At 40.1% G+C, this 26,085-nt stretch carries 25 protein-coding genes and 1 pseudogene; 24 read left to right on the top strand and 2 right to left on the bottom strand.

Features of this window, described 5'->3' with window-relative positions; translation table 11 throughout:
* The 9 genes from N8M95_RS08220 to N8M95_RS08180 form a co-directional block, all read left to right on the top strand.
* On the top strand, positions 1-579 hold a 579-nt coding region (locus N8M95_RS08220), incomplete at its 5' end, for an SIALI-17 repeat-containing surface protein (protein WP_261116993.1).
* 249 nt (positions 580-828) lie between these two features.
* Positions 829-1,527 (top strand): N-acetylmannosamine-6-phosphate 2-epimerase, encoded by a 699-nt coding sequence (locus N8M95_RS08215; protein WP_001135679.1) that lies wholly within the window; start codon positions 829-831, stop codon positions 1,525-1,527.
* A gap of 114 nt (positions 1,528-1,641) precedes the next feature.
* Positions 1,642-2,970: an ABC transporter substrate-binding protein gene (locus tag N8M95_RS08210; protein WP_261116992.1), complete on the top strand. Its 1,329-nt coding sequence runs from the start codon at positions 1,642-1,644 to the stop codon at positions 2,968-2,970.
* Positions 2,971-3,191: 221 nt separating this feature from the next.
* Positions 3,192-4,058 carry a carbohydrate ABC transporter permease gene (locus N8M95_RS08205; protein ID WP_161683542.1) on the top strand — a complete coding sequence of 289 codons (867 nt, stop codon included), beginning with the start codon at positions 3,192-3,194 and terminating at the stop codon, positions 4,056-4,058.
* Positions 4,059-4,073: 15 nt separating this feature from the next.
* Positions 4,074-4,913 (top strand): carbohydrate ABC transporter permease, encoded by an 840-nt coding sequence (locus tag N8M95_RS08200; protein ID WP_001192120.1) that lies wholly within the window; start codon positions 4,074-4,076, stop codon positions 4,911-4,913.
* A gap of 171 nt (positions 4,914-5,084) precedes the next feature.
* Entirely contained in the window at positions 5,085-5,537 is a 453-nt protein-coding gene (locus tag N8M95_RS08195; RefSeq protein ID WP_045611139.1) for a NanQ anomerase/TabA/YiaL family protein, read from the top strand.
* Between the two features lie 19 nt (positions 5,538-5,556).
* Positions 5,557-6,201, top strand: coding sequence for a DUF624 domain-containing protein (locus tag N8M95_RS08190; protein ID WP_261116991.1), 645 nt, complete (start codon positions 5,557-5,559; stop codon positions 6,199-6,201).
* Positions 6,202-6,372: 171 nt separating this feature from the next.
* On the top strand, positions 6,373-7,290 hold the full coding sequence (locus N8M95_RS08185; RefSeq protein WP_001281499.1) for a dihydrodipicolinate synthase family protein: 918 nt from the start codon (positions 6,373-6,375) through the stop codon (positions 7,288-7,290).
* A gap of 17 nt (positions 7,291-7,307) precedes the next feature.
* On the top strand, positions 7,308-8,192 hold the full coding sequence (locus N8M95_RS08180; protein WP_261116990.1) for an ROK family protein: 885 nt from the start codon (positions 7,308-7,310) through the stop codon (positions 8,190-8,192).
* Between the two features lie 15 nt (positions 8,193-8,207).
* Here N8M95_RS08180 and N8M95_RS08175 read toward each other — a convergent pair whose 3' ends face one another.
* Positions 8,208-9,059, bottom strand: a complete 852-nt coding sequence (locus N8M95_RS08175) for a MurR/RpiR family transcriptional regulator (RefSeq protein ID WP_261116989.1) — start codon at positions 9,057-9,059, stop codon at positions 8,208-8,210.
* Between the two features lie 189 nt (positions 9,060-9,248).
* On the opposite strand from N8M95_RS08175, the gene pbp2b reads away from it, so the two are divergent.
* From pbp2b to N8M95_RS08100, 15 genes are all read left to right on the top strand, one after another.
* Entirely contained in the window at positions 9,249-11,306 is a 2,058-nt protein-coding gene (gene pbp2b / locus N8M95_RS08170; protein ID WP_261116988.1) for a penicillin-binding protein PBP2B, read from the top strand.
* 10 nt (positions 11,307-11,316) lie between these two features.
* Positions 11,317-11,913, top strand: coding sequence for a recombination mediator RecR (recR, locus tag N8M95_RS08165; RefSeq protein WP_061864421.1), 597 nt, complete (start codon positions 11,317-11,319; stop codon positions 11,911-11,913).
* Positions 11,914-12,087: 174 nt separating this feature from the next.
* Positions 12,088-13,131 carry a D-alanine--D-alanine ligase gene (locus N8M95_RS08160; protein WP_261116987.1) on the top strand — a complete coding sequence of 348 codons (1,044 nt, stop codon included), beginning with the start codon at positions 12,088-12,090 and terminating at the stop codon, positions 13,129-13,131.
* Positions 13,132-13,215: 84 nt separating this feature from the next.
* Complete coding sequence (locus N8M95_RS08155) at positions 13,216-14,589, top strand: UDP-N-acetylmuramoyl-tripeptide--D-alanyl-D-alanine ligase (protein WP_261116986.1); 1,374 nt, start codon at positions 13,216-13,218, stop codon at positions 14,587-14,589.
* On the top strand, positions 14,576-15,187 hold the full coding sequence (locus tag N8M95_RS08150; RefSeq protein ID WP_136937293.1) for an NUDIX hydrolase N-terminal domain-containing protein: 612 nt from the start codon (positions 14,576-14,578) through the stop codon (positions 15,185-15,187). Before N8M95_RS08155 ends, N8M95_RS08150 begins: the two co-directional genes overlap by 14 nt.
* 90 nt (positions 15,188-15,277) lie before the next feature.
* Positions 15,278-15,982: a YwaF family protein gene (locus N8M95_RS08145; RefSeq protein ID WP_261116985.1), complete on the top strand. Its 705-nt coding sequence runs from the start codon at positions 15,278-15,280 to the stop codon at positions 15,980-15,982.
* A 214-nt stretch (positions 15,983-16,196) separates the two neighbouring features.
* Positions 16,197-17,576, top strand: a complete 1,380-nt coding sequence (ftsA, locus tag N8M95_RS08140; RefSeq protein WP_020901691.1) for a cell division protein FtsA — start codon at positions 16,197-16,199, stop codon at positions 17,574-17,576.
* A gap of 17 nt (positions 17,577-17,593) precedes the next feature.
* Entirely contained in the window at positions 17,594-18,850 is a 1,257-nt protein-coding gene (gene ftsZ, locus N8M95_RS08135) for a cell division protein FtsZ (protein ID WP_023946158.1), read from the top strand.
* Positions 18,851-18,854: 4 nt separating this feature from the next.
* Positions 18,855-19,526: a YggS family pyridoxal phosphate-dependent enzyme gene (locus tag N8M95_RS08130; protein WP_261027507.1), complete on the top strand. Its 672-nt coding sequence runs from the start codon at positions 18,855-18,857 to the stop codon at positions 19,524-19,526.
* Between the two features lie 9 nt (positions 19,527-19,535).
* Positions 19,536-20,069, top strand: coding sequence for a cell division protein SepF (locus N8M95_RS08125; protein WP_084888721.1), 534 nt, complete (start codon positions 19,536-19,538; stop codon positions 20,067-20,069).
* Positions 20,069-20,332, top strand: coding sequence for a YggT family protein (locus N8M95_RS08120; protein ID WP_000898129.1), 264 nt, complete (start codon positions 20,069-20,071; stop codon positions 20,330-20,332). The genes N8M95_RS08125 and N8M95_RS08120 overlap by 1 nt, the downstream gene beginning before the upstream one ends.
* Entirely contained in the window at positions 20,329-21,114 is a 786-nt protein-coding gene (locus tag N8M95_RS08115) for a YlmH family RNA-binding protein (RefSeq protein ID WP_261116984.1), read from the top strand. The genes N8M95_RS08120 and N8M95_RS08115 overlap by 4 nt, the downstream gene beginning before the upstream one ends.
* Positions 21,115-21,122: 8 nt before the next feature.
* Positions 21,123-21,998: a DivIVA domain-containing protein gene (locus tag N8M95_RS08110; protein WP_314725966.1), complete on the top strand. Its 876-nt coding sequence runs from the start codon at positions 21,123-21,125 to the stop codon at positions 21,996-21,998.
* A gap of 252 nt (positions 21,999-22,250) precedes the next feature.
* Positions 22,251-25,043, top strand: coding sequence for an isoleucine--tRNA ligase (gene ileS, locus N8M95_RS08105; protein ID WP_261116983.1), 2,793 nt, complete (start codon positions 22,251-22,253; stop codon positions 25,041-25,043).
* A 111-nt stretch (positions 25,044-25,154) separates the two neighbouring features.
* Positions 25,155-25,523 carry a hypothetical protein gene (locus tag N8M95_RS08100; RefSeq protein ID WP_020901697.1) on the top strand — a complete coding sequence of 123 codons (369 nt, stop codon included), beginning with the start codon at positions 25,155-25,157 and terminating at the stop codon, positions 25,521-25,523.
* Between the two features lie 78 nt (positions 25,524-25,601).
* Here N8M95_RS08100 and N8M95_RS08095 read toward each other — a convergent pair.
* Positions 25,602-25,784 (bottom strand): annotated as a pseudogene (locus N8M95_RS08095) (transposase); the annotation flags it as partial.
* Positions 25,785-26,085: the final 301 nt, after the last annotated feature.

The raw sequence follows: 26,085 nt of genomic DNA, 5'->3' as shown, positions 1-26,085 counted from the left end.
AATGGCGTTGAGGCTGCAGTAACTGAAGAAGCTCCTGAATATACAGGTCCATTGGCAACAGTGGGAGAAGAACCAGCGCCAACAGTAGAAAAACCGGAGTTTACAGGTGGAGTGAATGGAGTAGAAGCTCTTGTAACAGAAATTCCTGAATATACAGGTCCCTTAGCAACAGTGGGAGAAGAGCCAGCACCAACAGTAGAAAAACCGGAATTCAAAGGGGGCGTAAATTCAGTTCTAGCAGCTTCAAATGAGGTTCCGGAATATAGAGGTGGTGCTAACTTTGTCTTGGCAGCTTCAAATGCTCTTCCTGAGTATAAAGGAGGTGTCAATGGAGCTGAGGCAGCAATCCATGAAGTGCCAGAGTACAAGGGAGAAACCAAACCAGTCTTAGCAGCTGCAAACGAACGTCCAGCTAAGAAGTTATCTCTTGGACAAGGTGCTACTTATCAAGCACCAGCGGCTAAACAAAATGAGCTTCCAAATACTGGAAGCAAAGAAAACACAACCCTTATTTCTATAGGATTAGTGGCAGGTCTCTTATCTGTTTTGACATTTGGGAAGAAACGAAAAGAAGACTAGGTCTTGAATAAAATGAATTTTGCTCATCGTTAATGATAAAAGAGATGGCCCATTTGAAAGATGGCTATCTCTTTTTATCATTTTAGATACTGAGCGAATTGAAAATAAGACAGTGCTGAAACTACTTTCAGAAACTGCTGTTCTATAAAATACTTTTGAAACTGAAATCTATTCTACCACAAAGTATTGAAAGCGCTTTAAAAATAATATATAATGAACCCATAAGAACAAAGAAAAGGAGGAAAGAGGATGCCACAGATTACTAAAGAAGCCTTGATTGCACAAATCAAAGATGGAATCATCGTTTCTTGTCAGGCCCTTCCTCACGAACCGCTCTATACAGAAGCGGGAGGAGTCATTCCCTTGCTGGTCAAAGCGGCTGAGCAAGGTGGAGCAGTCGGTATCCGAGCAAATAGTGTTCGCGATATCAAGGAAATCAAGGAGGTTACCAACCTTCCAATCATTGGGATAATTAAACGAGATTATCCACCTCAAGAACCTTTTATCACTGCCACTATGAAAGAAGTTGATGAATTGGCAGAGCTTGACATCGAGGTGATTGCTCTAGATTGTACCAAGCGTGAACGCTATGATGGTTTGGAGATCCAAGAGTTCATTCGTCAGGTTAAGGAGAAATATCCTAACCAGCTCTTGATGGCTGATACAAGTACTTTCGAAGAAGGATTGGCAGCTGTTGAAGCAGGAATTGACTTTGTCGGAACAACCTTATCAGGATACACATCTTACAGTCCAAAAGTGGATGGTCCCGATTTTGAATTAATCAAAAAACTCTGTGATGCTGGCGTGGATGTCATTGCAGAAGGAAAAATTCATACACCTGAACAAGCCAAACAAATCCTGGGATATGGAGTGCGAGGTATCGTTGTTGGTGGCGCTATTACTAGACCAAAAGAGATTACAGAGCGCTTCGTTGCTGGTCTTAAATAACACAATTTAAAAACAGAGGAGAGTGGTGGATGCGTCGGACAGAATGAAAACGTATACAAATGCAATCTTACTCATTATCCAATATGGATACGCTTATCAATTAGGAGAATACAAATGAAATTTAGAAAACTAGCTTGTACAGTACTTGCGGGTGCTGCGATTCTTGGCCTTGCTGCATGTGGTAATTCTGGTGGAAGTAAAGACGCTGGAAAATCTGGTAGTGATAGCGGAAAAACAGAAATCACTTGGTGGGCATTCCCAGTCTTCACTCAAGAAAAAACTGGTGACGGTGTTGGAACATATGAAAAATCAATTATCGAAGCGTTTGAAAAAGCAAATCCAGATGTAAAAGTGAAATTGGAAACCATTGACTTCAAGTCAGGTCCTGAAAAAATCACAACAGCTATCGAAGCAGGAACAGCTCCAGATGTACTTTTTGACGCACCAGGACGTATCATCCAATACGGTAAAAATGGTAAATTGGCTGAGTTGAACGACCTCTTCACAGACGAATTCGTCAAAGATGTTAACAACGAAAATATCGTACAAGCAAGTAAAGCTGGGGACAAAGCTTACATGTATCCAATCAGTTCAGCACCATTCTACATGGCTATGAACAAGAAAATGTTGGAAGAAGCTGGAGTTGCAAACCTTGTAAAAGAAGGTTGGACAACTGATGACTTTGAAAAGGTTTTGAAAGCGCTTAAAGATAAAGGATATACACCAGGTTCATTGTTCAGTTCTGGTCAAGGGGGAGACCAAGGAACACGTGCCTTCATCTCAAACCTTTACGGCGGTTCTGTAACAGATAAAGATGTAACAAAATATACAACTGATGATCCTAAATTCGTCAAAGGTCTTGAAAAAGCAGCTAGCTGGATCAAAGACGGTTTGTTGAACAATGGTTCACAATTTGACGGTGGAGCAGATATCCAAAACTTTGCCAACGGTCAAACATCTTACACAATCCTTTGGGCACCATCTCAAAATGGTATCCAAGCTAAACTCTTGGAAGCAAGTAAAGTAGAAGTGGTAGAAGTACCATTCCCATCAGATTCAGGTAAACCAGCTCTTGAATACCTTGTAAACGGATTTGCAGTATTCAACAACAAAGACGACAAGAAAGTTGCAGCATCTAAGAAATTCGTTCAATTTATCGCGGATGACAAAGAATGGGGTCCAAAAGACGTTGTTCGTACAGGTGCCTTCCCAGTTCGTACTTCATTTGGCAAACTTTATGAAGACAAACGTATGGAAACAATCAGTGGTTGGACTAAATACTACTCACCATACTACAACACTATCAATGGTTTTGCTGAAATGAGAACACTTTGGTTCCCAATGTTGCAATCTGTATCAAATGGTGACGAAAAACCAGCGGATGCTTTGAAAGCCTTCACTGAAAAAGCTAACGAAACAATTAAAAAAGCTACAAAACAATAAGCACTAAATCAGATTGACTCCTCCCTTTTCCCTGTGCATAGTCTATGTAAGAAAAGGGAGGATTTTGTTTGAAATGGTAGGAACTGTCACGAAATTAAAATGAAGTTCTTACATAAGCGAATCTTAAAAAATTTCATTTTGATTTTAAAACAGTTCAATAAAATCCAAAATATTCTATTAGTGAAAGAGAGGTGCCGACTGTGAAAGTCAATAAAATTCGTATGCGGGAAACAGTGATTTCCTACGCTTTCCTAGCACCAGTATTATTTTTCTTTGTCATCTTTGTATTGGCTCCTATGATTATGGGATTCATTACAAGTTTCTTTAACTACTCAATGACTAAATTTGAGTTTGTGGGCTTGGACAACTACATTCGTATGTTTAAAGACCCTGTCTTTATGAAGTCTTTGATCAATACCGTAATTCTGGTTATTGGATCTGTACCAGTTGTTGTTCTATTCTCACTCTTTGTAGCATCTCAGACATATCATCAAAATGCCATTGCCCGTTCTTTCTACCGTTTCGTCTTCTTCCTTCCTGTTGTAACAGGTAGTGTTGCCGTAACAGTTGTTTGGAAATGGATTTATGACCCACTATCAGGGATTCTAAACTTTGTCCTTAAGTCAAGCCACATCATCAGCCAAAATATTTCTTGGTTGGGAGATAAAAACTGGGCTTTGATGGCGATTATGATTATCCTTTTGACAACATCTGTTGGTCAACCGATTATCCTTTATATCGCTGCTATGGGAAATATTGACAACTCACTAGTTGAAGCAGCGCGTGTTGATGGTGCGACTGAATTGCAAGTTTTCTGGAAGATTAAATGGCCAAGCCTTCTTCCAACAACTCTTTACATCGCAATCATCACAACAATCAACTCATTCCAATGTTTCGCCTTGATTCAGTTGTTGACATCTGGTGGTCCAAACTACTCAACAAGTACACTTATGTACTACCTTTACGAAAAAGCCTTCCAATTGACAGAATACGGCTATGCAAACACTATCGGCGTCTTCTTGGCAGTGATGATCGCTATCGTAAGCTTTGTTCAATTTAAAGTACTTGGAAACGACGTAGAATATTAAAGAAAGGAGACAGCTATGCAATCTACACAAAAGAAACCTTTAACAGCTTTCACTGTTATTTCAACTATTATCTTGCTCTTGTTGACCGTGCTGTTCATCTTTCCGTTCTACTGGATTTTGACAGGTGCCTTCAAGTCACAACCTGATACAATCGTTATTCCACCACAGTGGTTCCCTAAAATGCCAACCATGGAAAACTTCCAACAACTTATGGTGCAAAACCCTGCCTTGCAGTGGATGTGGAACTCAGTATTTATCTCACTTGTAACTATGTTTTTGGTCTGTGCAACCTCTTCTCTAGCAGGTTATGTATTGGCTAAAAAACGTTTCTATGGTCAGCGTATTCTCTTTGCCATCTTTATCGCTGCCATGGCACTTCCAAAACAAGTTGTCCTTGTACCATTGGTACGTATCGTCAACTTCATGGGAATCCATGATACACTTTGGGCAGTTATCTTGCCTTTGATTGGATGGCCATTCGGGGTCTTCCTCATGAAACAATTTAGTGAAAATATCCCAACAGAGTTGCTTGAGTCAGCTAAAATCGACGGTTGTGGTGAGATTCGTACTTTCTGGAGCGTAGCCTTCCCGATTGTGAAACCAGGATTTGCAGCCCTTGCAATCTTTACCTTCATCAATACATGGAACGACTACTTCATGCAGTTGGTTATGTTGACTTCACGTCAAAACTTGACCATCTCACTCGGGGTTGCAACTATGCAAGCTGAAATGGCAACCAACTATGGTTTGATCATGGCAGGTGCCGCTCTTGCAGCAGTTCCAATCGTAACAGTCTTCCTAGTCTTCCAAAAATCCTTCACTCAGGGTATTACTATGGGAGCGGTCAAAGGTTAAGAAAAGTAAACTGGTGTGTCAAGATTGCGGAAGTGGTCTAGACATGCTATGGAAATATAGAGGTTATAAGTGTCTACAAAATGTTGGGTATTTGCTTACCTTAGATATTTTGTTAGACACTTATCAACTTAAGAATGATTTTAGTTAACTATCAGAAACGAAGGAAAGAGTATGATTTTTGACGATTTGAAAAACATCACCTTTTACAAAGGGATTCATCCTAATCTAGACAAGGCTATCGACTATCTCTATCAACATCGTAAAGATTCTTTTGAGTTAGGAAAGTATGAGATTGACGGGGACAAGGTCTTTCTAGTTGTTCAGGAAAATGTCCTCAATCAAGCTGAAAATGATCAATTTGAGCATCATAAGAACTATGCAGATTTGCATTTGCTGGTAGAAGGACATGAATATTCGAGCTACGGTTCACGTATCAAAGACGAGGCAGTAGCATTCGACGAAGCGAGTGACATTGGCTTTGTGCATTGTCATGAAAAATACCCACTCTTGTTGGGTTATCACAATTTTGCGATTTTCTTTCCAGGAGAACCACACCAGCCAAATGGCTATGCAGGTATGGAACAGAAGGTTCGCAAATATCTCTTTAAAATTTTGATTGACTAAAAAATAAGGAGGAGCAAATATGGCACAAAAAGGAGTAAGCCTTATCAAGGCAGCATTTGATACAGATAACTTTCTCATGCGTTTTAGTGAAAAGGTTTTGGATATCGTCACAGCCAATCTTCTTTTTGTCGTTTCTTGTTTGCCCATCGTGACGATTGGAGTGGCTAAAATCAGCCTCTACGAGACCATGTTTGAGATTAAGAAGAGCAGACGAGTGCCTGTCTTTAAAATCTATCTAAGAGCTTTCAAGCAAAATCTGAAACTAGGTCTTCAGTTAGGTCTGCTTGAGTTAGGCATTGTTTTGTTGAGTCTTCTAGACCTCTATCTATTCTGGGGGCAGACAGCTATGCCTTTCCAAATGGTGAAAGCTATTTGTCTAGGCATTCTTATCTTCCTCACTATCGTGATGCTGGCTAGCTATCCGATCGCTGCGCGCTATGATTTAACTTGGAAAGAAGTGTTACAAAAAGGGCTGATCTTGGCAAGTTTTAACTTTCCTTGGTTCTTCCTCATGTTAGCCATTCTTATCCTCATTGTGATGGTTCTTTATCTGTCAGCTTTCAGTTTACTGTTAGGTGGCTCAGCCTTCCTGCTTTTTGGATTTGGGCTATTGGTCTTTATCCAGACTGGATTGATGGAGAAGATTTTTGCAAAATACCAATAGGATGGCTTGTTTCTGAAACTACTTTCAAGCCATAAACGTTTCAAAATACATATCGAAACTAAAATCTAAGTGTACACCAGATGTTGAATGCGTTTTTCACAAGGTGTATACTAAACACGTAAAGAATAAATCCTGCTTCTAGCAGAAAAAAGAAATCTTAGGAGAAAATCTATGTCAGATTTAAAAAAATACGAAGGTGTCATTCCAGCTTTCTACGCATGTTATGATGATCAAGGAGAAGTAAGTCCAGAGCGTACGCGTGCCTTGGTTCAATACTTCATTGATAAAGGTGTTCAAGGTCTTTATGTCAATGGTTCTTCTGGTGAATGTATTTACCAAAGTGTTGAAGACCGCAAGTTAATCTTGGAAGAAGTCATGGCAGTTGCCAAAGGGAAGTTGACTATTATTGCTCACGTAGCTTGCAATAATACTAAAGATAGTATGGAACTTGCTCGCCACGCTGAAAGCTTAGGAGTAGATGCTATTGCAACGATTCCACCGATTTATTTCCGCTTGCCAGAATACTCAGTTGCTAAATACTGGAATGATATCAGTTCTGCAGCTCCAAACACAGACTACGTGATTTATAACATTCCTCAATTAGCTGGTGTTGCTTTGACGCCAAGTCTCTACACTGAAATGTTGAAAAATCCTCGTGTTATCGGTGTTAAGAACTCTTCTATGCCAGTTCAAGATATCCAAACCTTTGTCAGCCTTGGTGGGGAAGACCACATCGTCTTTAATGGTCCAGATGAGCAGTTCTTAGGTGGTCGTCTCATGGGAGCTAAAGCTGGTATCGGTGGTACTTATGGTGCTATGCCAGAACTCTTCTTGAAACTCAACCAATTGATTGCTGACAAAGACTTAGAAACAGCGCGTGAATTACAATACGCTATCAACGCTATCATTGGTAAACTCACTTCTGCACATGGAAATATGTATGGTGTGATTAAGGAAGTCTTGAAGATCAATGAAGGACTGAATATTGGTTCTGTTCGTTCACCATTGACACCAGTGACTGAAGAAGATCGTCCAGTTGTAGAAGCAGCTGCAGCCTTGATTCGTGAAACCAAGGAGCGCTTCCTCTAATCCATAAGGAGGTATTTATGACACACTACGTTGCAATTGATATCGGTGGAACAAATATCAAATATGGTTTGATCGACCAAGAAGGCCAACTTGTTGAATCGCATGAAATGCCAACAGAGGCGCATAAAGGTGGACCTCATATCTTACAAAAGACCAAAGATATCGTAGCCAGCTATTTAGAAAAAGGCCCAGTAGCAGGAGTTGCTATTTCTTCTGCTGGGATGGTGGATCCAGATAAGGGGGAAATTTTCTATGCTGGCCCTCAGATTCCTAACTATGCTGGAACTCAGTTTAAAAAAGAAATTGAGAGTACCTTTGAAATCCCTTGCGAGATTGAAAATGACGTCAACTGTGCAGGTTTGGCTGAGGCAGTATCTGGTTCAGGCAAGGGAGCGAGTGTGACACTTTGCTTAACCATTGGAACCGGTATCGGTGGTTGCTTGATTATGGATGGGAAAGTCTTCCATGGTTTTAGCAATTCAGCATGTGAAGTCGGTTATATGCATATGCAGGATGGAGCTTTTCAGGATCTCGCTTCTACCACAGCTTTAGTAAAATATGTAGCTGAAGCACATGGAGAAGAAGTTGACCAGTGGAATGGCCGACGCATCTTTAAGGAAGCTACCGAAGGAAACAAAATCTGCATGGCTGGTATTGACCGTATGGTAGACTATCTAGGAAAAGGTCTGGCAAATATTTGCTATGTGGCCAATCCAGAAGTGGTCATTCTCGGTGGGGGTATTATGGGGCAAGAGGCTATCCTCAAGCCTAAAATTCGAAAAGCTTTGAAAGATGCTTTGGTACCAAGTCTGGCTGATAAGACGAGATTAGAATTTGCTCATCATCAAAATACAGCAGGGATGTTGGGCGCCTACTATCACTTTAAAACAAAACAATCCTAGTTTGGCTCAACCAAACTAGGATTGTTTTACACGTTTTTGTCTACGATAGCCGTTGAGTTTTTTATTTTCCCAGTAGCTATTAAAGATTTTTTCCTTGCTCTCACGATTGATTTCCAAAAAGTAGGCATAAATCAAATCAATAAAGAAGAGCATAGGAAGTTGAGCGGATATACGTTGGATGTAAGAAGACTGGCTGTGTGTGGCTACAAGAACAGTCTCTGTATAGACCTGACTATCTTTATTGGGAACACTTGTAAAAAGTACAGTCTGTGCGCCCATCTCTTTTGCGTCTAATAGACTGTCTAAAATAGAAGGTGTTGTGGCAGAAAGTGAGAAGCCCAGTACTAGGCAATTCTCATCCATAATACTGGTTGTCCAAGCAAAACCGTCTTGGTCTGTCAAAGCTTCACAGACCACACCTAGACGCATGAAGCGCAATTTCATTTCACGAGCGACAAGGCCAGAACTTCCTGTTCCAAAGAAGTAGACACGCTCAGCATCTTCGATTAACTGGGCGATTCGTTCCAGTTGTTCTTCGTCAATTAAGTCCTGTGTTTGTTCCCGCATATTACTATAGCTTCTAAGAACTCGGTTGGTTAAAGGACTATGTTTGTGAGAATGAGTATCCTGTTTCTTTGCTTGGTGCAGGTATTGGAAAATAAATTCTCGATAGCCTGTAAAACCACATTTTTTAGAAAAGCGGGTCAGAGCAGCTTGAGAGATATGTAATTTTTGAGTGACCTGCTGAGAAGATAAATCATCTGCAATGGTTTCAGCTTGCAAAAAATAGCGAGCGATTTCTTGCTCTAGGTCTGTCATTTCTTCGAAGTGAGAATCAATGAGGGTTGCTATATCTGGTTTGTCCATAGGGAAGGCTCCTTTAAATGAGTCATATTGGAAAAAGACTGAGTCATCGAACTTTTACATTTATTATATCATATAATGTAGGGATGGATAAATAAAATCGTATTTTCCTGTAAAATGGGAAAAGCTCCCTTCTTTTCCAAAATTTCTTCTTAAATTATGGTACAATGAAGAGTAAGATTTTAAATAGAAATGAGACTGATTTGTATGAGGAAATTTAACAGCCATTCGATTCCGATTCGGCTTAATTTATTGTTTTCAATCATCATTTTACTCTTTATGACCATTATTGGTCGCCTGCTTTATATGCAGGTTTTGAACAAGGATTTTTATGAGACAAAACTAGCATCGGCTAGTAAAACAAAGGTGACTACTAGTTCAGCTCGAGGTGAAATTTATGATGCCAGTGGCAAGCCCTTAGTTGAAAATACTGTGAAACAAGTTGTTTCCTTTACTCGAAACAACAAAATGACGGCTGCAGATTTAAAAGAAACAGCCAAGAAGTTGCTAGCCTATGTGGGAGTTACTTCTCCAACATTGACTGACCGACAGTTGGCGGACTATTATCTAGCAGATCAAGATGTCTATAAGAAAGTAGTGGAAAGCTTACCACGTGAGAAACGTCTTGATTCAGATGGCAATCGTCTATCCGAATCAGAACTCTATAACAATGCGGTCGATAGTGTCCAAACGAGTCAATTAAACTATACAGAGGATGATAAGAAAGAAATCTATCTTTTTAGCCAGTTAAATGCTGTTGGAAACTTTGAGACAGGAGCCATTGCGACAGATTCCTTGACAGATACACAGATTGCCTTGATTGCTTCGGCTTCTAAGAATTTACCTGGTATCAGTATTTCAACCACGTGGGATCGAAAGGTTCTAGAGACTTCGCTCTCTTCTATAGTGGGAAGTGTATCCGGTGAAAAAGCTGGTCTCCCAGCTGAAGAAGCTGATGCTTATATTAAAAAGGGCTATTCTCTAAATGATCGGGTTGGTACCTCTTATCTAGAGAAACAATATGAAGAAACCTTGCAAGGTAAACGCTCGGTAAAGGAAATTCATCTAGATAAGTATGGCAATATGGAAAGTGTCGAAAATATTGAAGATGGTACCAAAGGGAACAATATCAAACTGACCATCGATTTGGCCTTCCAAGATAGCGTGGACAATCTTCTTAAGAGTTATTTCACTTCCGAACTAGGAAATGGAGGAGCTAAGTATTCTGAAGGTGTCTATGCAGTTGCTTTGAACCCCAAAACAGGTGCAGTTTTATCCATGTCAGGAATTAAACATGATCTGAAAACGGGAGAGTTGACGCCTGATTCTTTGGGAACGGTAACCAATGTCTTTGTACCAGGTTCGGTCGTTAAGGCTGCAACCATCAGTTCCGGTTGGGAGAATGGAGTCTTATCAGGGAACCAGACCTTGACGGATCAGTCCATTGTCTTCCAAGGTTCACCCCCTATCAATTCGTGGTATACTGCCTTTTCTGGGCCAATGCCGATTACGGCAGTTCAAGCTTTGGAGTATTCATCTAATACTTATATGGTCCAAACAGCTTTAGGGATTATGGGATTGACTTATCAACCGAATATGATTGCAGGAATTGGAAATTTAGACTCGGCTATGGGGAAATTACGTTCAACCTTTGGTGAGTATGGTTTAGGATCATCTACAGGTATTGATTTACCAGATGAATCCACCGGCTTTATTCCTAAAGATTATGATCTTGCTAATTATATTACAAATTCATTTGGTCAGTTTGATAACTATACCCCAATGCAATTAGCTCAGTATGTAGCAACTATTGCAAATGATGGTGTCCGTATGGCTCCCCGTATTGTTGAGGGAATTTATGGCAATAATGATAAAGGAGGATTGGGCGACCTGATTCAACAACTGCAACCGACAGAGATGAATAAGGTCAATATATCCGCCTCCAATATGAGTATTTTGCAACAAGGTTTTTATCAGGTTGCCCATGGGACTAGTGGATTGACAACTGGCCGTGCCTTTTCAAATGGTGCATCTGTATCTATTAGCGGAAAAACGGGTACAGCCGAAAGTTATGTAGCAGATGGTCAGCAAGCAACAAATACCAATGCCGTGGCCTACGCTCCATCCGATAATCCACAAATCGCTGTTGCAGTAGTCTTCCCTCATAACACCAATCTTACAAATGGTGTCGGACCTTCCATTGCGCGCGACATTATCAACCTCTATAACCAACATCATCCAATGAATTAGAAAGGAACTTATGCTTTATCCAACACCTATTGCTAAGCTGATTGACAGTTATTCTAAGTTACCGGGTATCGGGATTAAGACTGCTACCCGTCTGGCCTTCTATACTATTGGAATGACTGATGACGATGTCAATGAATTTGCCAAAAACCTCCTTTCTGCTAAGAGAGAGCTGACCTATTGCTCTATCTGTGGTCGTTTGACTGATGACGATCCTTGCTCTATCTGTACCGATCCAAGTCGTGACCAGACAACCATTTTAGTTCTCGAGGATAGTCGCGATGTGGCAGCCATGGAGAATATCCAAGAATACCATGGACTCTATCATGTCTTACATGGACTCATTTCTCCCATGAATGGTATCAGTCCAGATGATATCAATCTCAAGAGTCTTATGACTCGTCTGATGGATAGTGAAGTTTCAGAGGTAATCGTAGCAACAAATGCTACAGCAGATGGTGAAGCGACATCCATGTATCTTTCACGTTTGCTCAAGCCAGCTGGTATCAAGGTTACGCGTCTAGCACGAGGTCTCGCTGTCGGAGCGGACATTGAGTATGCGGATGAAGTGACGCTCTTACGAGCCATTGAAAATCGAACAGAGTTGTAATTGTAGACAAATTAACACACTCAATTCATTTATACAAAAATCACGGAGACCGACAGTTGTTTTATCGGTCTCTTTTTAGATTTATTGAAGACCAGTATCAGGTTCAAGTTTCAAAAAAGAAGCAAATATGATATACTAAAGAACGAGTATTCTATTAGAATTGGAACAAATAATATGAAACAAACGATTATTCTTTTATACGGTGGACGTAGTGCAGAGCGTGAAGTCTCTGTTCTTTCAGCTGAGAGTGTGATGCGTGCGGTCAACTACGACCGTTTCACAGTCAAGACTTTCTTCATCAGCCAGTCAGGTGACTTTATTAAAACGCAAGAATTTAACCAGACTCCAGGTCAAGAGGATCGTCTTATGACCAATGAAACCATTGATTGGGATAAGAAAGTTGCACCGAGTGCCATCTACGAAGAAGGAGCAGTGGTCTTTCCAGTCCTTCACGGTCCGATGGGAGAAGATGGCTCAGTTCAAGGATTCTTGGAAGTTTTGAAAATGCCTTATGTTGGTTGTAACATATTGTCATCTAGTCTTGCCATGGATAAAATCACGACCAAACGTGTGTTAGAATCTGTCGGGATTGCCCAAGTTCCTTATGTGGCCATCGTTGAAGGTGATGATATAACTTCTAAAATCGCTGAAGTGGAAGAAAAATTGACTTATCCAGTCTTTACAAAACCCTCAAACATGGGTTCAAGTGTCGGTATTTCCAAATCTGAAAATCAAGAGGAACTTCGTCAAGCCTTGAAACTTGCCTTCCAATATGACAGCCGTGTCTTGGTTGAGCAAGGGGTAAACGCCCGTGAGATCGAGGTTGGTCTTTTGGGCAACTACGATGTCAAGAGTACGCTACCAGGAGAAGTAGTCAAGGATGTTGCCTTTTATGACTACGATGCCAAGTATATTGACAACAAGATTACCATGGATATTCCAGCCAAAATCAGTGATGATGTGGTAGCTGTAATGCGTCAAAATGCAGAAACTGCCTTCCGTGCGATTGGTGGCCTCGGTCTCTCTCGTTGCGATTTCTTCTATACAGATAAGGGAGAGGTTTTCCTAAACGAGCTTAATACCATGCCAGGTTTCACCCAGTGGTCTATGTACCCACTACTTTGGGACAATATGGGAATCAGCTATCCAGACTTAATCGAGCGATTGGTTGATCTTGCTAAAGAAAGTTTTGACAAGCGCGAAGCGCATTTGCTATAAAAATGAAAGAGAGGGTAGAAACCAGAACCATCACTGCAAGGTGATTTTAGTTCTCGGATTTCAACCCTTTTTAAAGGAGTAGAAATGAAATTAACAATTCATGAAGTGGCTCAAGTTGTAGGAGCTAAAAATGATATCAGCATTTTTGAGGACACCCAGTTAGAAAAGGCAGAGTTTGATAGTCGTTTGATTACTACAGGGGACTTGTTTGTGCCCCTAAAAGGTGCGCGTGATGGTCATGACTTTATCGAAACAGCTTTTGAAAATGGCGCTGCTGCAACCCTGTCTGAGAAAGAAATCGCAAATCATCCCTACATTCTAGTAGATGATGTCTTGACTGCCTTTCAAAGACTAGCTGCCTACTATCTTGAAAAAACAGCAGTTGATGTCTTTGCTGTCACAGGTTCAAATGGCAAAACAACGACCAAGGATATGTTAGCTCACTTGCTATCAACAACCTACAAAACCTATAAGACACAAGGCAACTACAATAATGAGATTGGTCTTCCTTACACAGTTCTCCATATGCCTGAAGGAACAGAAAAGTTGGTCTTGGAGATGGGACAGGATCACTTGGGAGATATTCATCTCTTGTCAGAATTGGCTCATCCAAAAACAGCCATCGTGACCTTGGTTGGAGAAGCCCATTTGGCCTTTTTCAAAGACCGTTCTGAAATTGCTAAAGGAAAAATGCAAATTGCAGACGGTATGGCTTCAGGTTCTTTGCTCCTAGCGCCAGCAGATCCGATTGTAGAGGACTACTTGCCAACTGATAAAAAGGTGGTTCGTTTTGGCCAAGGAGCAGAGTTGGAAATTACCGACTTGGTTGAGCGTAAGGATAGTCTGACCTTTAAGGCTAATTTCTTGGAACAAGCCCTTGATTTGCCAGTGACTGGTAAGTACAATGCCACCAATGCTATGATTGCATCCTATGTTGCCCTGCAAGAAGGAGTTTCAGAGGAGAAAATTCGTCAAGCCTTCCAAAATCTTGAATTGACGCGTAACCGTACCGAGTGGAAGAAAGCAGCCAATGGAGCAGACATCCTGTCTGACGTATACAATGCCAATCCAACTGCTATGAAGTTGATTTTAGAGACTTTCTCTGCCATTCCAGCCAATGAAGGTGGCAAGAAAATTGCTGTCTTGGCGGATATGAAGGAACTGGGCGACCAGTCTATTCAGCTTCATAATCAGATGATCTTGAGCCTTTCGCCAGATGTGCTTGATACCCTTATTTTCTATGGAGAAGACATTGTTGAATTAGCCCAATTGGCCAGTCAAATGTTCCCAATCGGCCACGTTTACTACTTCAAGAAAACAGAAGACCAAGACCAATTTGAAGACCTAGTTAAGCAGGTCAAAGAAAGCCTTGGAGCTAATGACCAAATCTTGCTCAAAGGCTCTAACTCTATGAATCTAGCTAAGTTGGTAGAAAGTTTAGAAAATGAAGACAAGTGATTTTGCTAAGTATCTTCAAAGAATGATTGCTCTTACAGATACTGGACTAACCTTTACAAAGGATCCTTTTGACCGTGAGCGCTACGAAGACTTGCGAAGTCTGTTATCTGAAATGTTGAATCAGGTATCAGACCTTGATGCAGACGAAGTGGCAGAACTCTTGAAACCGACCTCCGCTTATGCGACTCCTTTAATGGACGTCCGTGCTTGGATAGTTGAGGATGAAAAAATTTGTCTGGTTAGGGGACAAGGAGAGAATGATTGGGCTTTGCCAGGTGGCTTTGGTGAAGTCGGCTATTCTCCAACAGAAAATATTCTCAAGGAAATTGAAGAAGAAACCGGTTTTGAAGCTAAAGTAGAAAGACTACTAGCTGTTTTTGATACAAATCGTTTCCAACTACAGAGCAAGCAATATGCAAAGTTTGTTTTTGAATGTAAGCTTCTTGATGGACAATTCCAAAAAAATCAAGAAATTGCTGACCTTCAATTTTTTGCCATTGACCAACTGCCAGCCTTATCTGAAAAACGCATTACCAAGGAGCAAATAGAGATTCTTTGGCAGGTTTATCAAGGTCAGAGGGAGCAATATCTTGATTAAGAAGATGATTATCGTATTTCTAAATCCATTTTTGACAAATAGCATGGTATAATAAAATGCAGGAAAATTTTGAATCATGAGGAAGACTAGATGAATTTATGGGATATTTTCTTTACTACCCAAGCAACCGAGCCACCTAAATTTGACTTTTTTTGGTATATCAGTATATTTACACTCTTGGGTTTGACCTTTTATACAGCCTATCGTTATCGTGAAAAGAAGGTTTACCAACGATTTTTCCAAATCTTACAGGCAGTTCAGTTGATTCTACTTTATGGTTGGTATTGGGTCAATCATATGCCGCTGTCAGAAAGTTTACCTTTTTACCATTGCCGTATGGCAATGTTTGTGGTGCTCTTGCTTCCTGGTCAGTCTAAATATAGGCAGTATTTTGCACTATTAGGAACATTTGGGACATTAGCAGCCTTTGTTTATCCAGTGCCAGATGCCTATCCTTTCCCACATATTGCGATTTTATCCTTTATCTTTGGCCACTTAGCTCTCTTGGGGAACTCATTGGTTTATCTCTTGAGACAGTACGATGCGAGATTGCTGGATGTGAAGGGAATTTTTCTTATGACCTTTGCCTTAAATGCCTTGATTTTTGTGGTCAATTTGGTAACAGGTGGCGATTACGGATTCTTGACAAAACCACCATTGGTTGGAGACCATGGCTTAGTAGCTAATTATTTAATCGTTTCCCTGGCCTTATCAGCAGCGATTACGTTGACAAAGAAAATCTTGGAACTATTCTTAGAGCAAGAAGCAGAAAAAATGATTACAAAGAAAGCTTAGAAATGAGCTTTCTTTTTGTCATAAATCTGATTTTTTATAACTTGTTTGGAAAATAAAAAAAGCTGATGAGCGAATGTGAAAAAATGGTAAGTAAATTTAGGAAAAACTAAGCACGATTGGATTTTTTGTGTTATAATATTCTGTGAATAGCTATGCCCTGTTTTAGCTATATTGAATAGAAGTTTGAAACTTGGAAGAGAGAGGATGCGATGTAATGGCTAGAGATGGTTTTTTTACAGGCTTAGATATCGGAACTAATTCGATTAAGGTATTGGTTGCCGAGCTTAGAGATGGTGAACTTAATGTAATTGGTGTAAGTAATGCCAAGAGTAAAGGTGTAAAGGATGGGATTATCGTTGATATTGAAGCAGCAGCAACTGCTATCAAGTCAGCTATTTCCCAAGCAGAAGAGAAAGCTGGCATTTCAATTAAATCTGTGAATGTTGGTTTGCCTGGAAATCTTTTGCAAGTAGAACCAACTCAAGGAATGATTCCAGTTACATCTGATACAAAAGAAATTACAGATCAAGATGTCGAAAATGTTGTCAAATCAGCCTTGACAAAGAGTATGACACCAGATCGTGAAGTCATTACTTTTATTCCTGAAGAATTTATCGTAGATGGTTTCCAAGGTATTCGTGACCCACGTGGCATGATGGGAGTTCGTCTTGAAATGCGTGGCTTACTTTACACTGGTCCACGTACTATTCTTCACAATTTACGCAAGACAGTTGAGCGCTCAGGTGTTCAAGTTGAAAATATTATTATTTCACCATTGGCTTTGGTTCGTTCAGTCTTGAACGAAGGAGAGCGTGAATTTGGAGCTACTGTGATTGATATGGGAGCAGGTCAAACAACTGTTGCTACAATCCGTAACCAAGAACTTCAGTTTACAAATATTCTTCAAGAAGGTGGAGATTATGTCACAAAAGATATCTCTAAAGTCTTGAAGACTTCACAAAAACTAGCTGAAGGATTGAAATTAAACTATGGTGAAGCCTACCCTTCACTTGCAAGTAATGAAACCTTCCAAGTTGAAGTGATTGGTGAAGTAGAGCCTGTTGAGGTTACAGAAAGCTACCTAGCAGAGATTATTTCAGCTCGCATTAAACACATTTTTGAACAAATCAAACAAGAGTTGGAAAGAAGACATTTGTTGGATCTTCCAGGTGGGATTGTTCTGATTGGTGGAAATGCTATTTTACCAGGTATTGTTGAACTTGCGCAGGAAGTATTTGGCGTTGGTGTTAAACTTTACGTTCCAAATCAAGTTGGAATCCGTAACCCTGCCTTCGCTCATGTGATTAGCTTATCTGAATTTGCTGGTCAATTGACTGAAGTGCATTTGTTAGCACAACGAGCAGTCAAGGGTGAGGATACTTTGCGTCACCAACCAATTAATTTTGGTGGGATGATTCAACGTGTTACGCAGGTAGCACAACCTACCCCTATTCAACCAGTTCAAAATACTGAGGTAGAGCAATCAGCTTCTACGAACGTAGTTGCTCCAAAAGAAGATAAAGTATCTTCTCAAAATAAACCAAAAATCGCAGATCGCTTCCGTGGTTTAATTGGAAGTATGTTTGATGAATAAAAGAGGAAAAATAAACTATGACATTTTCATTTGATACAGCGGCTGCTCAAGGTGCAGTGATTAAAGTAATCGGTGTTGGTGGAGGTGGTGGTAACGCCATTAACCGCATGGTTGACGAAGGTGTTGCAGGCGTAGAATTTATCGCGGCAAACACAGATGTACAAGCTTTGAGTAGTACAAAAGCTGAGACTGTAATTCAGTTAGGCCCTAAATTGACTCGTGGTTTGGGTGCTGGCGGTCGACCTGAAGTTGGTCAAAAGGCTGCTGAAGAAAGCGAAGAAGCCTTGACTCAAGCTATTACTGGAGCAGATATGGTCTTCATTACTGCAGGTATGGGAGGTGGCTCAGGTACTGGTGCAGCTCCTGTTATTGCCCGCATTGCTAAAGATTTAGGTGCTCTTACAGTTGGTGTTGTGACACGTCCTTTCGGTTTTGAAGGAAGCAAACGTGGCCAATACGCTGTAGAAGGAATCAATCAGCTTCGCGAACATGTAGATACTCTATTGATTATTTCAAACAACAACTTGCTTGAAATTGTTGATAAGAAAACTCCACTTCTTGAAGCTCTTAGCGAAGCAGATAACGTACTTCGCCAAGGTGTTCAAGGAATTACGGACTTGATCACAAATCCTGGTTTGATTAACCTTGACTTTGCCGATGTGAAAACAGTTATGGCAAATAAAGGAAACGCTCTAATGGGTATCGGTATCGGTAGTGGTGAAGAACGTGTGGTAGAAGCAGCTCGTAAGGCAATCTACTCACCACTTCTTGAAACAACTATTGACGGTGCTGAGGATGTTATCGTCAACGTTACTGGTGGTCTTGACTTGACTTTGATTGAGGCAGAAGAAGCTTCAGAAATCGTCAACCAAGCAGCTGGCCAAGGTGTGAACATCTGGCTAGGAACATCAATCGATGAAAACATGAAAGATGAAATCCGTGTTACAGTCGTTGCAACTGGTGTTCGTCAAGATCGTGTTGAAAAAGTTGTGGGCCATGCACCAAGACAAGCTGTTCGTCATGAACAAGCAAGTCCTAGTCATGCACATAATCATAATCGTCAGTTTGATATGGCTGAAACTGCAGAAATTCCAAGTCCAGCACCTCGTCGTACAGAAACTTCTCAAACTTCAGCATTTGGTGATTGGGACTTGCGTCGTGAGACAATTGTTCGACCAACTGATTCAGTGGTATCACCAGTTGAACGTTTCGAAGCGCCATCTTTACACGATGAGGATGAATTAGACACTCCTCCATTTTTCAAAAATCGTTAAGTAAATGAATTTGAAAGAAAATACAGAACGTGTTTTTCAACAAATAAAAGATGCAAGTCAGCAGGCAGGAAGAGAAGCCAATTCTGTTTCGGTTCTTGCTGTTACAAAATATGTAGACGTACCGACAGCGGAGGCTTTGCTTCCGCTAGGTGTGCATCATATTGGTGAAAATCGTGTGGATAAATTTCTTGAGAAATATGAAGCTTTAAAAGGTAGAAATATTACCTGGCATTTGATTGGAACCTTGCAAAGACGCAAGGTTAAAGATGTCATTCAGTACGTTGATTATTTCCACGCTTTGGATTCATTAAAGCTAGCAGAGGAAATTCAAAAAAGAAGTGACCGAGTTGTTAAGTGTTTCTTACAAGTAAATATCTCAAGAGAAGAGAGCAAACATGGTTTTTCAAAGGAAGAACTATTGGAGCTCTTGCCAGAGTTGGCCACCTTAGATAAAATCGAATATGTCGGCTTGATGACCATGGCTCCTTTTGAAGCTAGTAGTGATGAGTTGAAAGAGATTTTTAAAGCTACGCAGGATTTGCAACTAGAAATTAGAGAAAAACAAATTCCCAATATGCCAATGACGGACTTGAGTATGGGTATGAGTCGTGACTACAAGGAAGCGATTGAATTTGGCTCAACATTTGTCAGAATTGGTTCAGCATTTTTTAAATAGGAAAGAACTATGTCTTTAAAAGATAGATTTGATAAATTTATAGATTATTTTACAGAAGATGGAGAAGATGTGGGTACTACTTATCAGCCTAAAGCTGAAGAGCCGATTGTGACTCCAGTTCCTTCTGTTCAAGAGTTGCCTCAACAAGCTGCTAGCACACCATCTAAAGATAAAAACATCACTCGTCTTCATGCCCGTCAACAAGAGTTGGCTATGCAAAGTCAACGTTCTACTGATAAGGTAACAATTGATGTTCGTTATCCACGTAAATACGAAGACGCCACAGATATTGTTGATTTATTAGCTGGTAACGAAAGTATTTTGATTGATTTCCAATATATGACAGAAGTACAAGCTCGTCGTTGTTTGGATTATCTGGATGGGGCACGTCACGTTTTAGCTGGTAACATGAAAAAGGTAGCGTCTACTATGTACTTGCTGACACCAGTTGATGTTGTCGTCAATATTGAAGATATCAAAATCCCAGATGAATCACAAAATGGTGAATTTGGTTTTGACATGAAACGTACGAGAGTGAGATAATGCTCTTTCTCATTCGTTTTATTCAAAATGCAGTGGATATCTATTCACTGATTTTAATCATTTTTGCTCTGATGTCTTGGTTCCCCAATGCTTATGAATCACGTCTTGGACGCTTGATCATTAGTTTAGTGAAACCGATAATAGCTCCCTTGCAACGTTTACCTCTCCAGATTGCAGGTCTTGACTTGTCTGTCTGGATTGCGGTATTACTAGTTCACTTCCTAGGGGAACAGTTGATTCGACTTTTAGTGATTTTTCTATGAACAGGATGATTTATCAACACTTTTCTAAGAATGATTCATCTTTTATTGATAAGGGAACGGAATGGATAAAAAAGGTAGAAGATTCGTATTCTCCTTTTTTAACACCCTTTGTAAATCCCCATCAAGAAAAGATTTTAAATGTTTTAGCATCAACCAACGGCATCTCCTATATGAGCAGTCGGCAGTTTCTTGATACTGAATATGTACGGGTTCTCCTGTATCCTGAGTATTTTGAGCCAGAATTCTCTGATTTTGAACTATCCTTGCAAGAAATAGTCTATCCTAATAAGTTTGAGCGCTTAACACATGCTAAAATATTAGGGACTGTTTTAAACAAGCTGGGAATTGATAGGAAGCTATTTGGTGATATCTTAGTCAATGAAGAGAGGGCACAGATTATCATTAATCGACAGTTTATGCTCCTTTTTCAAGACGGCATTACGAAAGTTGCTCGTTTACCGGTTCGTCTAGAAGAACGGGATTTTACTGAGAAAATTGCTACAGTCGAAGATTATCAAGAATTAGATATTTGTATCGCTAGTTCTAGATTAGATGTTTTTCTAGCAGGTGTCTTCAAGTTGTCTAGAAATCAGGCAAGTCAGCTAATTGAAAAACAGGCAGTCCAAGTGAATTACCATTTAGTTGAAAAATCAGATTATGCAGTCCAAGTTGGTGATTTGATTAGTGTGAGGAAATTTGGTCGATTGAAACTCGTTAGAGATAATGGGCAAACAAAAAAAGATAAAAAGAAATTAACGGTCCAATTGTTATTAAGTAAGTGAGGAAAAATATGCCAATTACATCGTTAGAAATCAAAGATAAAACCTTTAGCACACGCTTCAGAGGGTTTGATCAAGAAGAAGTAGATGAATTTTTAGATATTGTAGTCCGTGATTATGAAGATTTGGTTCGCTCTAATCATGACAAGGATTTACATATTAAGAGTTTGGAAGAGCGTTTGTCTTACTTTGATGAGATGAAAGATTCATTGAGTCAATCTGTGTTGATTGCGCAGGATACGGCTGAGCGAGTAAAACAAGCTGCAACAGAACGTTCAAACAATATTATCCAACAAGCAGAGCAAGATGCACAACGTTTGTTGGAAGAAGCTAAGTACAAGGCAAATGAAATTCTTCGTCAAGCAACTGACAATGCTAAGAAGGTTGCTGTCGAAACTGAAGAGTTGAAGAACAAGAGCCGTGTCTTCCATCAACGTCTTAAATCTACAATTGAGAGCCAGTTAGCAATTGTTGAATCTTCAGATTGGGAAGATATTCTTCGCCCAACAGCAACTTATCTTCAGACAAGTGATGAAGCCTTCAAAGAAGTAGTCAGCGAAGTCTTAGGTGACTCTGTCTTACAACAACAGCAAGAGGAAGAACCAATTGATATTACTCGCCAGTTTTCTCCCGAGGAAATGGCAGAGTTGCAAGCGCGTATCGAAGCGGCTAATAAGGAACTTGCAGAAGCAGAAGCAAGAGCTGAGCAGGAACAAGTGGTTTCACCAGCTCCAGTTGTTGAAGAAAGTCCAGCTCATCCAGTTGGTCCAATGTATGAAGAGCCAGAAGTAGCTTCAAGCCATTACTCAGGACCAACACCAGCTACTGAAGCTGTAAACTCAGAACCAGGTTTTGCGGCACCGCAAGAATCTGTTACAATTTTATAAGAAATAATATGAGAACAATATCTTATCCTTATATTTCCAGCGAGCAGGAGATGGTGTGAGACCTGTAATCCCTAATGATAAGATTATCCTCTCAAAAACTCAAGTCTGAAATTAGTAGGATTTGACGTTACCCACGTTACGGGATAAGAGGGAGAAAGACTAGATCTTTTTCCGAATAAAGGTGGTACCACGATTTTCGTCCTTTTTGGAAGTCGTGGTTTTTAATTTGTTATTATTTATAAAGGAGATACCATGAAACTCAAAGATACCCTTAACCTTGGGAAAACAGCTTTCCCAATGCGTGCAGGACTTCCTACCAAAGAGCCAGTTTGGCAAAAGGAATGGGAAGATGCAAAACTTTATCAACGTCGTCAAGAATTGAACCAAGGAAAACCTCATTTCACCTTGCATGATGGCCCTCCATACGCGAACGGAAATATCCACGTTGGGCACGCTATGAACAAGATTTCAAAAGATATCATTGTTCGTTCAAAATCTATGTCAGGTTTTTACGCACCATACATCCCAGGTTGGGATACTCATGGTCTGCCAATCGAGCAAGTTTTGGCAAAACAAGGTATCAAACGTAAAGAAATGGACTTGGTTGAGTACTTGAAACTTTGCCGTGAATACGCTCTTTCTCAAGTAGATAAACAACGCGAAGACTTCAAACGTTTGGGTGTTTCTGGTGACTGGGAAAATCCATATGTGACTTTGACTCCTGACTATGAAGCAGCTCAAATTCGTGTATTTGGTGAGATGGCTAATAAAGGTTATATCTACCGTGGTGCCAAGCCAGTTTACTGGTCTTGGTCATCTGAGTCTGCCCTTGCCGAAGCGGAAATTGAATACCATGATTTGGTTTCAACTTCTCTTTACTATGCCAATAAGGTAAAAGATGGCAAAGGTGTTCTAGATACAGATACTTACATCGTTGTCTGGACAACTACTCCATTCACCATCACAGCTTCTCGTGGTTTGACTGTTGGTGCAGATATTGATTACGTTTTGGTTCAACCTGCTGGTGAAGATCGCAAGTTTGTGGTTGCTGCAGAATTATTGATTAGCTTGTCTGAGAAATTTGGTTGGGCTGATGTTCAAGTTTTGGCAACTTACCGTGGTCAAGAATTGAATCATATCGTAACAAAACACCCATGGGATACAGCTGTAGATGAATTGGTTATCCTTGGTGACCACGTTACGACTGATTCTGGTACGGGTATTGTCCATACAGCCCCTGGTTTTGGTGAGGATGACTATAATGTTGGTATTGCTAATGGTCTTGAAGTCGCAGTGACTGTTGACGAACGTGGTATTATGATGGCCAATGCTGGTGCTGAGTTTGAAGGTCAATTCTATGACAAGGTTGTACCAACTGTTATCGAAAAACTTGGCAACCTCCTTCTTGCGCAAGAAGAAATCTCTCACTCATATCCATTTGACTGGCGTACGAAGAAACCAATCATCTGGCGTGCAGTTCCACAATGGTTTGCCTCAGTTTCTAAATTCCGCCAAGACATCTTGGACGAAATTGAAAAAGTGAAATTCCACTCAGAATGGGGTAAAGTCCGTCTTTACAATATGATCCGTGACCGTGGCGACTGGGTTATCTCTCGTCAACGTGCTTGGGGTGTTCCACTTCCAATCTTCTACGCTGAAGATGGTACAGCAATCATGACTGCTGAAACCATTGAACATGTGGCTCAACTCTTTGAAGTACACGGTTCAAGCATTTGGTGGGAACGTGATGCTAAAGACCTCTTGCCAGAAGGATTTACACATCCAGGTTCACCAAATGGCGAGTTCAAGAAAGAAACAGATATCATGGATGTTTGGTTTGACTCAGGTTCATCATGGAATGGGGTTGTTGTAAATCGTCCGGAGTTGACTTACCCAGCAGACCTTTACCTAGAAGGTTCTGACCAATACCGTGGTTGGTTCAACTCATCACTCATCACATCTGTTGCCAACCATGGCGTAGCACCTTACAAACAAATCTTGTCACAAGGTTTTGCTCTTGATGGTAAAGGTGAGAAGATGTCTAAATCTCTTGGAAATACCATTGCTCCAAGCGATGTTGAAAAACAATTCGGTGCTGAAATCTTGCGTCTTTGGGTAACAAGTGTTGACTCAAGCAACGACGTGCGTATTTCTATGGATATCTTGAGCCAAGTGTCTGAAACTTACCGTAAGATCCGTAACACCCTTCGTTTCTTGATTGCCAATACATCTGACTTTAACCCAGCTCAAGACTCAGTAGCTTACGATGAGCTTCGTTCAGTTGATAAGTACATGACGATTCGCTTTAACCAGCTTGTGAAAACGATTCGTGATGCTTACGCCAACTTTGAATTCTTGACAATCTACAAGGCTTTGGTGAACTTTATCAACGTTGATTTGTCAGCCTTCTACCTTGACTTCGCTAAAGATGTTGTCTACATTGAAGGTGCTAAATCACTCGAACGCCGTCAAATGCAGACTGTTTTCTATGACATTCTTGTCAAAATCACCAAACTCTTGACACCTATCCTTCCTCACACTGCTGAAGAAATCTGGTCATATCTTGAGTTTGAAGCTGAAGACTTCGTCCAATTGTCAGAATTGCCAGAAGCTCAAACTTTTGCTAATCAAGAAGAAATCTTGGATACATGGGCTGCCTTCATGGACTTCCGTGGACAAGCTCAAAAAGCCTTGGAAGAAGCTCGTAATGCAAAAGTAATCGGTAAATCACTTGAAGCTCACTTGACAGTTTATCCAAATGAAGTGGTGAAAACTCTACTCGAAGCAGTAAACAGCAATGTAGCTCAACTTTTGATTGTGTCTGAATTGACCATCGCAGAAGGACAAGCTCCAGAAACTGCCGTTAGCTTCGAAGATGTAGCCTTTACAGTAGAACGCGCTGCAGGTGATGTATGTGACCGTTGCCGTCGTATCGACCCAACGACAGCAGAACGTAGCTACCACGCAGTCATTTGTGACCACTGTGCAAGCATCGTAGAAGAAAACTTTGCAGACGCAGTCGCAGAAGGATTTGAAGAGAAATAATCGAATTATAGATTAAAAAAGTTTTCTGTGTGTGTATTTTAGTTTGATATAAAAGAAAATATTAAACAAAAATAATGTACAATATTAATTTTTAATGAAAAGGAAATATTGATGAAAAAGAAAACACTTGCTCAATTAGATGGTATCATTGGTTTAGTTACAGGAACTATTCTAACCATTTTGCCAATTATTATAATTATGATTGCCTCTATATTTGATGATGAAGAAGTTGTTGGTGTCATCTTAGGAATTATTTTTATTATTTTTAGTTTAGTAAAAATTGGAATTTTAATTCTAGGTATTCTCTCACTAATATACTATAAAGATGATAATAGAATTTCTATTGCACCCTCAGTCTTATTAATTGTTGGCTCTGCACTTGCATTGGTTCCATTATTAGGATGGATAGGGGGAATCGTCATTATTGTTGGTGCTTCATTATTTTTAGGAAGCCTCAAAAAATTTAAAGTTGAACTATAAATAGAGTTTTTGTCAACTAGAGTAAATGGAGAAACTCTAAAATTGGTTCTTTGTCAGCAGTAGTGGATTAAAGAAAAGCTAAGATAGAGAAAGGACAAAATTCGTCCTTTCTTTTTTTGATGTTCAGAGCGATAAAAATCGTTTTTTGAAGTTTTCAAAGTTTCGAAAACCAAAGGAATTTCGTTTGATAAGTTTGATGAGATTATTGGTCGCTTCTGATTTGGAGTTAGAATAGGGGAATTGAAGGGCGTTGACGATTTTTCAATGTTTTTATGATTGATGAAAGTTACTATTTTAGTTTTAAGAATTGTAGCTATTGTGTATTTCAAGGACGATGAGCGTGTGACTCCTGCACCGTCTGTATTGTTTATCGTAGGTAGTTCTGTTGGATTGATCCCATTCGTGGACTAGATAGGAGAAATTATGACAATTATTGGCAATTCCTATACTTTGAAATTTTGAAAAAATTTGAAATTGAAGAATCATATCTTTCGAATTGAGGTGGGATGAATTGAATCTTTGTTAGAAATACTTATTACAGTATGAAGGCGGTTATCCTTAT

The organism is Streptococcus mitis, assembly GCF_946190325.1.
In the GTDB taxonomy this organism is placed as follows: Bacteria; Bacillota; Bacilli; order Lactobacillales; family Streptococcaceae; genus Streptococcus; species Streptococcus mitis_CF.
Note: the sequence above shows the minus strand (reverse complement) of the source record. Positions and strands in the feature narration are given on the sequence as shown.